12 protein-coding genes are annotated in these 12,948 nt (G+C 69.9%); 4 read left to right on the forward strand and 8 right to left on the reverse strand.

What is annotated here, in order from left to right; translation table 11 throughout:
• The 7 genes from VGH85_21690 to VGH85_21720 form a co-directional block, all read right to left on the reverse strand.
• Window positions 1-596: ROK family protein (locus VGH85_21690; GenBank protein ID HEY2176430.1), on the reverse strand; the 596-nt coding region annotated here is incomplete at its 3' end.
• The gene (locus VGH85_21695) at window positions 593-2,023 is read right to left on the reverse strand and encodes an amino acid permease (GenBank protein ID HEY2176431.1); all 1,431 of its coding nucleotides are present in this window, start codon (window positions 2,021-2,023) and stop codon (window positions 593-595) included. The genes VGH85_21690 and VGH85_21695, both read right to left, overlap by 4 nt.
• Before the next feature lie 81 nt (window positions 2,024-2,104).
• Window positions 2,105-3,634 (reverse strand): beta-N-acetylhexosaminidase, encoded by a 1,530-nt coding sequence (locus VGH85_21700; protein ID HEY2176432.1) that lies wholly within the window; start codon window positions 3,632-3,634, stop codon window positions 2,105-2,107.
• A gap of 74 nt (window positions 3,635-3,708) precedes the next feature.
• Window positions 3,709-4,605 (reverse strand): carbohydrate ABC transporter permease, encoded by an 897-nt coding sequence (locus VGH85_21705; GenBank protein HEY2176433.1) that lies wholly within the window; start codon window positions 4,603-4,605, stop codon window positions 3,709-3,711.
• A 2-nt stretch (window positions 4,606-4,607) separates the two neighbouring features.
• Window positions 4,608-5,597, reverse strand: a complete 990-nt coding sequence (locus tag VGH85_21710) for a sugar ABC transporter permease (protein ID HEY2176434.1) — start codon at window positions 5,595-5,597, stop codon at window positions 4,608-4,610.
• A 5-nt stretch (window positions 5,598-5,602) separates the two neighbouring features.
• Window positions 5,603-6,910, reverse strand: coding sequence for an extracellular solute-binding protein (locus tag VGH85_21715; protein HEY2176435.1), 1,308 nt, complete (start codon window positions 6,908-6,910; stop codon window positions 5,603-5,605).
• 25 nt (window positions 6,911-6,935) lie between these two features.
• Entirely contained in the window at window positions 6,936-8,192 is a 1,257-nt protein-coding gene (locus VGH85_21720) for an ROK family transcriptional regulator (protein HEY2176436.1), read from the reverse strand.
• A 91-nt stretch (window positions 8,193-8,283) separates the two neighbouring features.
• Between VGH85_21720 and VGH85_21725 the strand changes: the two genes are divergently transcribed.
• Window positions 8,284-8,988: a histidine phosphatase family protein gene (locus tag VGH85_21725; GenBank protein HEY2176437.1), complete on the forward strand. Its 705-nt coding sequence runs from the start codon at window positions 8,284-8,286 to the stop codon at window positions 8,986-8,988.
• Here VGH85_21725 and VGH85_21730 read toward each other — a convergent pair.
• Window positions 8,985-9,695: an NUDIX domain-containing protein gene (locus VGH85_21730; protein ID HEY2176438.1), complete on the reverse strand. Its 711-nt coding sequence runs from the start codon at window positions 9,693-9,695 to the stop codon at window positions 8,985-8,987. The genes VGH85_21725 and VGH85_21730 overlap by 4 nt on opposite strands.
• A gap of 67 nt (window positions 9,696-9,762) precedes the next feature.
• Between VGH85_21730 and nadA the strand changes: the two genes are divergently transcribed.
• The 3 genes from nadA to VGH85_21745 all read left to right on the forward strand — a co-directional run.
• Window positions 9,763-10,764 carry a quinolinate synthase NadA gene (gene nadA, locus VGH85_21735; GenBank protein HEY2176439.1) on the forward strand — a complete coding sequence of 334 codons (1,002 nt, stop codon included), beginning with the start codon at window positions 9,763-9,765 and terminating at the stop codon, window positions 10,762-10,764.
• Window positions 10,761-12,392 carry an L-aspartate oxidase gene (locus VGH85_21740; protein HEY2176440.1) on the forward strand — a complete coding sequence of 544 codons (1,632 nt, stop codon included), beginning with the start codon at window positions 10,761-10,763 and terminating at the stop codon, window positions 12,390-12,392. The genes nadA and VGH85_21740 overlap by 4 nt, the downstream gene beginning before the upstream one ends.
• Window positions 12,392-12,948 (forward strand): nicotinate-nucleotide diphosphorylase (carboxylating) (locus VGH85_21745; GenBank protein ID HEY2176441.1); only part of this gene is annotated, 557 nt, incomplete at its 3' end. The genes VGH85_21740 and VGH85_21745, both read left to right, overlap by 1 nt.

The raw sequence follows: 12,948 nt of genomic DNA on the forward strand, positions 1-12,948 counted from the left end.
GCCGCGAGCGCGCTGCCGGACGCCAACTCCTCCATCGGCGCCCGCCCGCTCGCGAACCCCGCGTCGCCCGGTGTGTGGAGGTTGTAGGCGATCTCCCCGGCCGCTCCGTGCGCGCCGGAGAGCACCGCGCCGTCCACCACCACGGCAACAGCGACGCCGGTACCGAGGTTGAGGAAGATTCCGGTGGGTGCACCGGCGAGCGCACCCCACCGTGCCTCGGCGAGAGCCGCGGCCTTGACGTCGTTGCCGACGACGACGGTGGGTACGCCGAGCCCGTCGCGCAGGCTCGAGGGCAGCGCGAGCCGGTCCCAGCCGGGGTTGTTGGGGGCGAGCAGGATGCTGTCCTCGCCGACGATCCCGGGGGACACCGCGCCGACCGCCACCAGCCTTCCGCCGTACGCCGCCGCCGTGTCGTCGGCGATGGCGCGCGCCGTCGCGAGAATCCGGGTGAGCACCTGCGCGGCGCCCTCGTCGGCACGGGTCGGGATCGTCCGCTCGCGCAGCCGGCGGCGTGGGTCGCCGACGCCGCTGGTCGCCAGCGCGACCTTGGAGCCGCCGATGTCGATGCCGAGTACGAACCCCCCGCCGTCGGTCACGCCGGCTGCCGCTCCCCGGCCTGCTGGAGTTCGAGGTAGCTCTCGTGCACCTCGGGCCGGGCGAACGGCCACGCACTGGTGGCCTTGGCCCAGCCGAGATAGGCGACGAGCCCGGCGACGATCCACACCGCCGACAACACCAGCGGAAGCGTCCCGGCGGAGGCGTAGACATAGCCCCAACCGGCGAGTGCCATCAGGCTGGGCAGGGGATAGAGCCACTGCCGGTAGGGCCGGCGCAGCGTCGGCTGCCGGCGCCGCAACACCGTCAGCGCGACGATCTGCGCGACTGACTGCACCAGTACGGCGACCGCGAGCAGCATGCTGATCACCGTCGTGAGGTCGAAGAACGAGCCGATCGCCGTGATGACGCCCATCACGAGCAACGCGACGTGCGGGAAGTTGTAGCGCGGGTGGAGCTTGCCGAAGACGGAGAAGAAGACACCGTCGCGGGCGGCGTTGAACGGCACCCTCGATCCGCCGAGCAGGCCTGCGAAGATCGACGCGAACGCGGTGACGACGATCAGGATGGTGACGATGTCGGCCGCGGTGTGGCCCCAGCTCCGGGTCACGACCAGCGAGGCCACCGAGGAGGATCCGGCGACCTCCTTCCACGGGATCCGGCCGACGACGCCGATGTTCATGGCCAGGTAGAAGACCATGATCGCGGCGATCGACACGACGATCGACCGCGGCATCGTGCGGCCCGGGTTCTTCAACTCGTCGCCCATGTACGCCGTCGTGTTGTAGCCGAGGTAGTCGTAGACGGCGATGAGCAGCCCGGCGCCGAGGCCGGTGAAGAAGGCGCCGGTGTGGCTGAAGGCGCCGGCCGGATAGGTGAACGCCAGATGGGCGCTCCATCCGGTGAACGCAGCGGCGATCGTCAGCAGCACCGCGAGGAGCATCACCACCCAGAGCGCGGCGGTGAGCTTGCGGATCGATTCGATCCGCCGGTACAGCGCCAGCACGACCAGTGCGGTGATCCCGATCCCGATCAGGTGTGTTTCCAGCCCGGACAGGTGCGGGAAGAAGAACCCGAGGTACTGCACGAGGCCGATGATCCCGGTCGACATGATCAACGGGATCGAGAGGACGGCGGTCCAGACGAACAAGAAGGGCATGAGCTTGCCGGTCCGGTACTGGAACGCCTCCCGCAAATAGATATAGGTGCCGCCCGCGCCGGGCATCGCCGCACCGAGCTCCGCCCAGACCAGACCGTCGGCCATCGCGAGGGCCGCCCCGACGATCCAGCCGATGATCGCCTGCGGGCCACCCATCGTCGCCACCATGAGCGGGATGGTGATGAACGGCCCGATGCCACACATCTGGGTCATGTTGACCGTGATCGCCGGAAACAGGCCCAGCGACCGGTGGAACGTGCCACCGCCGGCCACGCTGCCCGTACCGGTCGACTGCGCTGCGCTACTCACTGTCTCTCCTGCCGTCGGGATGATTAGCCCGACGAACCTAAGTGGCTGCTCCGGACCGCGCAAACGGAACCGACCGCGGTGTCAGTCGAGCGGACGAAACCCGACGTCGAGGGCCCGGAGGCGCTCGACGTGGTCGCCGAGGCGCCCGCGGAACGCGGGGAAGGTCTCTCGGTCGGTGCACCACACCGTCTCGGCGAAGGCGCACATCCGGGGGAACGCCATGTATTCGACCTGCGCCGGCCCACCCATGTATTCGGTCCAGACGTTGCATTGGGCGCCGAGCACGTGCGTGGCCTCGTCCGCGGACAGCTCGCCCGGCACCGGCCGGTAGGAGTGGACCTGCTCCAGCGGGAGATACCCACCGATCGCCAGCGGTTCGGAGTCCTTGTCCTTCGACTGGTAGTAGTCGAAGTAGACGTGGGTGGTCGGCGTCATCACGACGTCGTGTCCCGCCTTCGCGGCGGCGATGCCGCCGTCCTCACCGCGCCAGGACATCACCGTGGCCCCGGGGGCGAGACCGCCCTCGAGGATCTCGTCCCAGCCGACGAGCCGCCGGCCGCGCGAGGCCAGGTAGTCGTCCATCTGCCGGATGATCCAAGACTGCAGCTCGTCCTCGTCGGCCAGCCCGAGGTCGCGGATCCGCTGCTGGGCGGCCGGGCTCTTCTGCCACTCGTCCTTGGGGCACTCGTCGCCGCCCACGTGGATGAACGGCGACGGGAAGAGCTCGAGCACCTCGTCGAGCACGTCCCGGTAGAACGCGATGGTCGAGTCCTCGGCGTTGAGGACGTGCTTGATGACTCCCCACCGGGTCGCGACCGGCAGTTGCGTGTCGGGGTTGTTGCCCAACTCCGGGTACGCCGCGATCGCCGCCTGCGCGTGCCCCGGCATCTCGATCTCGGGGACGACGCTGACGAACCGCTCGGCGGCGTACGCCACGATCTCGCGGATCTCGTCCTGCGTGTAGAAACCGCCGTGCGGGACCCCGTCGTAGCGCTGCTCGGGATCGCGCGGCTCGTTGTTGTGCCCGGCCACCGTCTCCTGCCGCCACGCACCGACTTCGGTGAGCTTGGGGTGCCGCCGGATCTCGATGCGCCAGCCCTGGTCCTCGGTCAGATGCAGGTGCAACACGTTGAGCTTGTGCATCGCCAGCAGGTCGATGTAGCGGAACACGAACTCCTTCGGCATGAAGTGCCGGCCGACGTCGAGCATCGACCCGCGCCAGCCGAATGCCGGGGCGTCCTCGATCTGCAGGCAGGACAGAACCAACGGGGCGGTGCGGTCGGCGCCGAAGGTCTGCGCCGGCAGCAGCTGGCGCAGGGTCTGCACGCCGTAGAACACGCCGGCCGGACCGCCGCCGACCACCTCGACATGATCGGCGGCCACGGTGAGCCGGTAGGCCTCCGGCCCGGGCAGGCCGTCGGCGTCGACGCGCAGCCGCAGCGTGGCATCGGCCTGCTTCCCCGGCGGAAGGGCCAGCCCGAGGTAGCCGCGCAGCAGGTCGCCGACGGGTGCGGCCGACGGATCGGTCCACAGCGTGGACCCGTCGGTGAGCGTCAGGCTTCCGTCGTACGGCGTCAGCGCTGCGACCTGCGGGACGATCGAGGACGGCACGGCACACTCCCGGTGGTTGGGTGTCGGATCGGCTGGCGGTCCGGTCAGATGGTCATCCTGCCCGAGTCATCGGGTCAACCCTTCACCCCGGTCAGGGTCACGCCTTCGACGAACGCGCGCTGGGCGAAGAAGAAGAGCACGATGATCGGCGCCATGAACAACAGCGTTCCGGCCATCTGCAGGTTGTAGAGCGAACCCCGCTGCAGCGTGGTGAACTGCGAGAGCGCCACCGTGAGGGTCCATGCGCCGTTGTTGTTGCCGGTGTAGACCAGCGGGGTGAAGAAGTCGTTCCAGGTGTAGAGGAAGTTGAAGAGCGCCACGGCGGCGATCGCGGGCTTGGCCAGCGGGACGATGATCCGCAGCATGATCCGCAGGTCGCCCGCGCCGTCCACCCGGGCCGCGTCGCTGAGGTCCTCGGGGATGGTCCGCAGGAACTGCCGCAACAGGAAGATCGAGAAGGCGTCGCCGAAGAACAGCGGGACGATCAGCGGTTTGAGGGTGCCGATCCAGCCCAGGTTCACATAGACCGAGTACAGCGAGACGCTGGTGACCGCGGTCGGCAGCATCATCGTCGCCAGGATCACGAGCATCACGGTCTCGCGGCCGCGCCACTGCAGGCGGGCCAGCGCGTAGGCGACCGGAAGCGAGGAGACGACGACGCCGACCGTGGACAGCACCGAGTAGAGCAGCGTGTTGCCCAGGTAGTGCCAGAACGGGAAGAGGTGGAGTACCCGGCTGAAGTTCCCCCACTCGAGGTGGTGCGGGATCAACCCGTTGCCGAGCGCCTCCCGGTCGGGCATCAGCGCCATACCGATGATGAAGAGGAACGGGACGAGCAGGGCGGCGCACAGCGCGATCGCCACGCAGTGGTTCGCGACGCCCACCAGAAAACGACGGGTCGAACGACGCGGCGGACCCGAGCGGGTCTTCGCGTCCGACCCGCTGAGGGTCGCGGGCAACGACACGGCCACGGTCAGCCTCCCGAGTAGTGGACCCAGCGACGCGACGTACGGATGAGTACGAGCGTCACGGCGAAGAGGGCGAGGAAGAGGATCCACGCGAGCGCCGAGGCGTAGCCCATGTGGAAGTAGGAGTAGCCCTGCTGATAGAGCCAGGTGCCGTAGAACATCAGTGAGTTCTGCGGTGCGCCGAGGGTCTGGGCATTACCCGAGATCGCCTTGGACGCGACGTAGGCTTGGGTGAAGTACTGGAAGCCCTCGATGATGCCGGTCAGCAGCGCGAAGTAGAGCACCGGCGAGATGAGTGGCAGGGTGACCCGGCGGAATCTTGCCCACGCACCGGCACCATCGAGATCGGCGGCCTCGTAGAGATCCTTGGGTACGTCGAGCAGCGCGGCCAGCAGGATGACCATGGTGTTGCCCGCCGCCCAGATCATGATGATGGCGAGCCCGGGCTTGGCCCAGTGCGGATCGCCGAACCACAGCGGCTTGCCGAGACCGAGCGCGCCGAGGATCCCGTTGACCGGGCCGGACGGGTTGAGCAGGTAGACGAAGGACAGGCCGGCGGCGACCATCGGGACGATGGCCGGCAGGTAGGCGATCGTGCGGTAGACGCCGGCGCCGCGGCGGATACGCACGATGACCAGCGCCACCGCCAGAGCGAAGAGGATCTTCGCCGGTACGCCGATGCAGATGATCCAGAGGGTGTTGCGGACCGACTGCCAGAAGACGGGGTCCTGGGTGAACAGCAGCCAGTAGTTGTGCAGACCGACCCACCTCGGCGGCTTGGTCAGGTCGTAGGTGGTGAAGGAGAAGTACAGGCTGGAGATCATCGGGTAGAGGACGAACGCCAGGAAGCCGACGATCCACGGCGACATGAACGCCAGCACCGTGAGCCGGCGACGGCGCCGGAGCCGCTGCGACCCCCGCCCGCCGGTGGGCGCGCGTCGTGCCGTGCGCCCCGACGTCGGTGTCTCGCCGACGGTGACCGATCCTGATCTCATCGCACTCACCTGATCGCCGTCTGGGTGTTGACGTCCTTGGCCAGTTGCCGGAGCCCGCCGCGCAGATCGCCCACCTGTCCGGCCTCCCACTTCCCTTCGAAGGCCGTGAGCAGGTCGATGTCGACCTGGCCCGCGGTCGTCGGCTGCTTCCAGGACGAGTGCTTGTTCTGCAGGATCTGCGCGAAGGTACTGGTCAGCGGGTTGCGGGAGAACTTCGACGTGCGGAGCGAGGCGAAGGTCGTCGGAACGTTCTTCAGGCCCGCGGAGAGTTGGTTGAGCGCGCCGGTGTTGGTCGCGAGGTAGCGCATCGCGAGCCACGACTCCGACGGGTGCTTGACGCCGGCCGGAATGCCGATGAGCGTCCCGCCGATCTGGCCGCTGCCGTAGAGGGCGGGGTTGTCGGCCGGGAAGGGCGCGGTCGCGTAGTCCACCTTCGTCTTGTCCGCCGTCGCGAAGGCGACCCGCCACTCACCGTCGATCATCATCGCGACCTTGCCGGTCTCGAAGCCGTTGTTGCTCGCGAACTCCGACTCTGCGCCGAGCGTCGCCGCGAACTTGCTGAGCTTGTCGTAGCCGATCGACTTGATGAGGCTCTTCTCCCAGTCCAGGCCGCGGACCCAGGCGGAATCCGTGCCCAGCACCGACGTCCCGTTGTGGTACCACGACGCGCCGAAGTAGTTGCCTTGTAGGGCGTGCGCGGATTCGTAGAACGTGCTCAGCGGCACGAAGCCCGCAACCTTGATCGAGCCGTCCTTGTTGTACGTCGTCAGCTTCTTCGCCATGGTCGTCAGCTCGGACAGGGTCCGCGGCGGGTGGTGGTAGCCGGCCTTCGCCAGCAGGGTCTTGTTGTAGTAGAGGCCGAACGCGTCGGTGAGCAAGGGGAGCGCGCAGGTCTTGCCGCCGTAGCTCGAGTAGGTGAGCACCTGCTTCGGGAAGGTCGCGGACAGGTCGAGATGGTCCTTGCGGGCGACCGGCCCGATGTCGCGGAGCGCACCCGAGTCACAGAACTTCGCCAGGTTCTGCGGGCCGCCGAGGAGCGCTAGGTCGGGCGGATGACCCGAGTTGATACCGCGCAGTACGTCATCGTCGATCTTTCCCTGAACCTGTTTGACGGTGAGCCAGGGATAGCGCTTGTGCAGTTGCGCCAGTTCGCCGTCGACGACGGCCGCTTCGCGCCCGGTGAAGAATCCCCACAGTGTCAGGGTCACCGGCTTGTGGTGCGCGAGCGAGCCCAGCGGACTGATCGGCCGACTGTCGCCGATCTGCGCGGTGCAGCCGGTGACGACGAGGATGGCGAGGCCGATGACGCCCACCGCGACACGGCGTCGGTGCCGGAATCTAGCGGACAATCGTGGCCTCCCGGTGGTGTCTCGTCCCGACGACCACCGGCGACGGCGCGGGTGGCGGTGTGATGACGGTGAACAGCTGCTCCTGCACGCCCGCCACCGCGGCGATCTCCGCGCCGCGGCGTACCGCGTCGGTGCCGAGCTCGGACGCGACGACGGGCGGTGGGGTCGGAAAGATCTGGTCGAGTTCCCGGCGCAGCGGCGTGAGGAGCGTCTCGCCCGCCGCGCCGACACTGCCGCCGACGACGACCAGTTCGGGGTCGAGCACGCTCACCACGCTGGCGACCATAAGGGCGACCTGTTTCGCCAGCGTTGCGAACACGTCGCATCCGGCCGACTCACCGCGGTCGGCGCTCGCGAGCACGGCGGCCAGGGAGTTGCGCCGGGTCATACCGGCCGCACGGGCGAGGCGTCGTACGGCGTCCTCGCTCGCGGCGAGCTGCGCGGCTCCGTGCCGGCGGGCCGGCCTGCTGTGCGGGTCGATCGGCCCGACCGGCATGTGGCCGACCTCACCGGCGGCACCGTGGCTGCCGCGGTACAGCTGACCGCCCAGGATCACCCCGGTGCCGATGCCACTGCCGAGCGAGAGATAGACGATGTCGTCGATTCCTCGCGCCGCACCGGCATGGTGCTCACCGATCGCCGCGAGGTTGACGTCGTTGTCGACGGCGCTCGATCGGCCGACCAGGCCGCGGATCGCGTCGATATGGTGCTGCTCCAGGGACGGAAGTCCGGACGGGATCGCGGTCGTGAGCTGCCCGTCAGTGTCCACCACCGCAGGCACCGCGACGACGGTGTGGGAGACGTGGATCCGGTCGATCCGGGCCGACCTGAGCGCAGTGCGCAGGAGGCGCCGGACGGTCTGCACCAGAGCCGGGCCGGACGCCGAACGGCGCGGCCTCTCCTGCTCGCAGGCGAGGGATTCGCCCGCCGTGCTCATCAGAGACACCGAGATCATGTCCCCGGTCAACGCGATGGCCGCGGCCACCCCGCCGTCGCGCGGCCGCACCTCGTAGACCGCGGCCGCGGGGCCGCGCCCCGTCGACACGGTCCCGGCCTCGGCGACCAGGCCCGCGTCCTGCAGATTCGCCAGCGCCCGGGTGATGGTCGGCAGTGACAGACCGGTGCGGTGTTGCAGGGCGACGCGGGTGAGTCGTCCTTCCGCGAGCAGGACAGCGAACAGCGAGCGCTCGTTGAGCCGGCGCAGCACCCGCTGCGCACCGGCCGGTAGCCCGCTGCTGACAGTCAATAGATCTACACCCGGTCCACTAACGAAACGTTCGTATTGGCGTGGCAAGCTACGCTCTGCCGGCAACCGGGTCAACGGGTACGGAGCAGCTATGACGAACTCCGGCGTCGCGGCGCTGTGGGTGGTCCGCCACGGCGAGAGCACCGGCAACGTCGCGCGCGATCGCGCCGAGCGATCCGGCGCGACGACGATCGACATCGACGTCCGCGACGCCGACGTACCGCTGTCGGAGACCGGCCGCCGCCAGGCGGCGGACCTGCGCCGGTGGCTCGACCAGGTGCCCGCGGACCGCCGGCCGGACGCCGTGTTGTCCTCGCCGTACCGGCGGGCGGTCGAGACGGCGGAGATCGCAGCGGCCGGGATCGAGGCGGGCAGGATCTTGACCGACGAGCGGCTGCGCGACCGCGAGCTCGGAGTGCTGGATCTGCTCACCTCGCTCGGCGTCGCCGAGCTCCATCCGGACGAGGCGGCCCGCAAGCGGCGACTCGGGCGGCTCTACCACCGCCCGGCCGGGGGCGAGTCGTGGTCCGACGTGGCGCTACGGCTGCGTAGCGTGCTCGCCGACATCGACCGCCGCTACCCGGGACGGCGGCTGATGGTCTTCACCCACGAGGCGGTCGTGCTGATCATCCGCTACATCGTCGAGGACCTGTCCGAGTCGCAACTGGTCGATTTGGCGGCGTCGACGATGCTGCCCAACACGGCAGTGTCGGTCTTCGAACGCGACGCGTCCGGTCTGCGCGCCACCAGTTTCGGCCGGACACCCCACCTTCGCCCCGCGTCGGCTGACGGCTAGAGCGGCGCCGGCTCCTGCGGGTTCGGCGGGTGGAGGACGGCGAACGCGTCGGTGATCTCCAGCGTGCGGGACCGGAACCGGAAGAGGGCGGCCGGTCTACCACCGCTGCGGCCCGGTGTCGTGGACCGACCGGTGGGCTCGATCTGCTTACGGCGCAGCAGGATCCGCTGCAGGTTGGTGGGCGCGACCTCGTATCCCATCGCCGCCCGGTAATAGCCGGCCAACTCGGACATGGTGAAGGTTGGAGGAGCAAGGGCGAAGCCGAGGTTGGTGTAGGACATCTTCGATCGCAGACGGCGCAGTCCCGACGCCACGATCGTCGCGTGGTCGAACGCCATCCGGGGCAGGTGCGACACGCGGTGCCACCGGGTGTCGTCCGGGATCTCCGGGTCGGCGTCGGCGGGGATCAGGCCGACATAGCCGGTCGCCACCACCCGGCGGCCGGGGAACCGGTCCGGTGCGCCGCGGGTGTCGAGCTGCTCGAGGTGTGTGAGCTCGCGCACATCGACCTTGCTCGCCAACTGCCGCCGGATCGAGTCGTCGAGGCCTTCGTCCGGGGCGAGCGCTCCGCCGGGCAGCGACCAGCGGCCCGCGTGCGGCTCGCGTGCCCGCCGCCATAGCAGGACGGACAACTCATCGGAGCGGATCTGGAACACGACGGCGAGTACCTCATGGCCCCCGGGGGTCTCACGGCTGACGGCAGACATCGAGGTGATGGTATCCTCGAATTGAAGTTTTCGCTCACTAGACGAAAACCAGACCGCGAGGAACGTGATGTCAGCCATCACCGTCGAGGTCGAGCGCGGAGCTCGGCCCGCCAGCTGGTCCGCCGAGATACGCCGCCTTGCCCGCGAGCGCGACGCCGTGATCCTGGCCCACAACTATCAGCGTCCGGAGATCCAGGACGTCGCCGACCACGTCGGCGACTCGCTGGCCCTCTCCCGGATCGCCGCGGAGGCGACCGAGAGCACCATCGTCTTCTGCGGCGTGCACTTCATGGCCGAGACCGCCAAGCTGCTCTCCCCGGACAAGACCGTGCTCATCCCGGATCCGGCCGCCGGCTGCTCGCTCGCCGACACCATCGACGCCGACCAACTGCGCGCCTGGAAGGCCGAGCACCCGGGCGCCGTCGTCGTCGCCTACGTCAACACCTCGGCCGCGGTGAAGGCCGAGAGCGACGTGTGCTGCACCTCGTCCAACGCCGCGGACGTCGTACGGTCGATCCCCGAAGACCGGGAGATCCTCTTCCTGCCCGACCAGTTCCTCGGCGCACACGTGCAGCGGGTGACCGGACGCGCCAACATCCACGTCTGGGCGGGGGAGTGCCACGTCCACGCCGGCATCAACGGCGCCGATCTGCGCGAGCGGGTCGAGGCCGAGCCGGACGCCGAGCTGCTCGTGCACCCGGAGTGCGGGTGTGCGACGTCGGCGCTGTACCTGGTCGGTGCCGGCGCCGTTCCGGCCGACCGGGTGAAGGTGCTATCGACCGGCGGGATGCTCGAGGAGGCCCGGCGTACCAAGGCGAACCGGGTGCTGGTCGCGACCGAGACCGGCATGTTGCACCAGCTGCGGCAGGTCAACCCGGGCGCCGATTTCGCCGCGGTCAACGACCGCGCGGTCTGCCGGTTCATGAAGATGATCACCGCCGAGAAGCTCCTGCACAGCCTGCGTACCGGTAAGTACGAGGTGACGATCCCGGACGACGTCGCCGTGCGCGCCCGCGGTGCCGTCGAGGCGATGATCACGATCGGCTCGCCGTCGGCGGGTGGGGAGTGACCACACCGCTCGTGGCGCGGCTGGCCGCGCCCGAGCCCTCCTGGAGCCGCACCGCGGACGTCGTCGTGGTCGGCTCGGGCGTGGCCGGTCTCGGCGCCGCGCGGCTGCTCGCCCGCGCCGGACGTCGGGTCGTCGTGGTCAGCAAGTCGGTGTTGACGGCGGGGAGCACGACCTGGGCGCAGGGCGGCGTCGCGACCGCCGTCGGCATCGGTGACTCGCCCGACCAGCATCTGCGCGACACCCTCGTGGCCGGAGCGGGGCTGTGCGACGAGGACGCGGTCCGGGTGCTCGTCGAGGAAGGCCCCGCGGCGGTGAGTGCGCTGCTCGCCGACGGCGCGCAGTTCGATCGCGGTGCCGACGGGCAACTGGAGTTCGGCCGCGAGGGAGGGCATTCGCGGGCCCGCATCGTGCACGCCGGCGGCGACGCCACCGGCCGGGAGATTCAGCGCACGCTCGAGGAGACCGTGCGGCACGCGGACCGCGTCGAGGTGATCGAGCACGCGTTCGCTCTCGACATTCAGCACGACGCGAGCGGCGCAGTGGCCGGGCTGACGATCGGGCTCGTCGATCAGGCCGGGCGCTGCACATCGGTCGGGGCCTTGCGCACCGGCGCCGTCGTCCTGGCGACCGGCGGATCGGGCCAGGTCTATGCCAGTACGACCAACCCGGACGTCAGCACCGGGGACGGCGTAGGGCTGGCGCTGCGGGCCGGTGCGTGCGTCACCGACCTCGAGTTCGTGCAGTTCCATCCCACCGTGCTGTGGCTCGGGCCGGGTGCCCGCGGCCGGCAGCTGCTCGTCACCGAGGCGGTGCGCGGCGAGGGGGCGACGCTGGTCGACGCCACCGGAGCGTCGGTGATGGACGGCGTACATCCGCTGCGCGACCTCGCCCCCCGCGACGTCGTCGCCCTTGCGATGGCGCGCCGGATGGCCGAGGCACCGGGCGGGGTCGGCGATCACCTCTTCCTCGACGCCCGCGGCATCGGCGCCGACGACCTGCTCCGCCGCTTCCCGACCGTGATCGCCGGCTGCCGCGCGGCGGGCATCGATCCGGTGCACGACCTGATCCCGGTGGCGCCGGCCGCACATTTCGCCTGCGGCGGCGTGCGCGCCGACATGAGCGGCCGCACCTCGGTGCCCGGGCTGTACGCCGTCGGCGAGGTGGCCTGCACCGGCGTACACGGGGCTAATCGGCTGGCCTCCAACAGCCTGGTCGAGGGTCTGGTCGGCGCGACCCGGCTCGCGGCGGAATTGGCCGACCAGGTGCGCGCACCCGGCGCGGCAGAGCCGTCTGTGGCCCGGGCCGGCGCGGTCGATCCCGCCTGGCGACTCGACCTCTCTGTCGCGATGTCGCGGGACCTCGGCGTACGCCGCACTCCCGACGGGATGGCCGAGGCGGCGCGGCTGCTCGAGAAGGTTCCGACCGACGCCGCGCCCGACCGCGCCTCCTGGGAGGCGACCAGCCTGCATACGGTCGCGGCAGCCGTGGTCGCGGCGGCCTCGATACGTACCGAGAGTCGGGGGTGCCACAGTCGCGAGGACGTCCCGGTCGCGCGCGACGAGTGGCGTCGGCACATCGTGTCCACAATGGCCAGCGATGGCGAGCTACGACAGGAGATCGGAGCGTAATGCTGTCCGCAGAGGTGGCGAAGGTGGTCGTGGCCGCCGACCTCGATGTCGACGACGTGGTCCGCGTCGCCCGACTCGCACTCGACGAGGACCTCGCCGGCGGCGTCGACGTCACGACGACCGCGACGGTGCCCGAAGGTCATCGCAGTGTCGGCGACCTGACCGCCCGCATGCCCGGCGTCGTCGCCGGGATCCCCGTGGCGATGGCGGTTTTCGACCTCTGCTTCGGCGGAACCGGCACTGTCACACCCACCTCGGTCGATGGCACGCGGGTCGGCGCGAGCGACGTCGTACTCTCCGTGGCGGGCCCGACCGCGCAGATCCTCACCGCCGAACGCAGCGCACTCAACCTGCTCTGCCACCTCTCCGGCGTCGCGACCCTCACCCGCCGCTGGGTCGACGCGGTCGCCGGGACCGGAGCCGTGATCCGGGACACCCGCAAGACGATGCCCGGACTGCGCACCCTGGAGAAGTACGCCGTGCGCTGCGGCGGCGGCAGCAACCACCGGATGGGCCTCTCCGATCAGGCCCTGATCAAGGACAACCACATCGTCGC

The organism is Mycobacteriales bacterium (genome assembly GCA_036497565.1).
Lineage (GTDB): Bacteria > Actinomycetota > Actinomycetes > Mycobacteriales > QHCD01 > DASXJE01.

Coding starts and splice junctions, on each gene's coding strand:
- VGH85_21710 (HEY2176434.1), bottom strand. CDS start 5,597: ATGAGATCAGGATCGGTCACCGTCGGCGAGACACCGACGTCGGGGCGC.
- VGH85_21725 (HEY2176437.1), top strand. CDS start 8,284: ATGACGAACTCCGGCGTCGCGGCGCTGTGGGTGGTCCGCCACGGCGAG.
- VGH85_21730 (HEY2176438.1), bottom strand. CDS start 9,695: ATGTCTGCCGTCAGCCGTGAGACCCCCGGGGGCCATGAGGTACTCGCC.
- nadA (HEY2176439.1), top strand. CDS start 9,763: ATGTCAGCCATCACCGTCGAGGTCGAGCGCGGAGCTCGGCCCGCCAGC.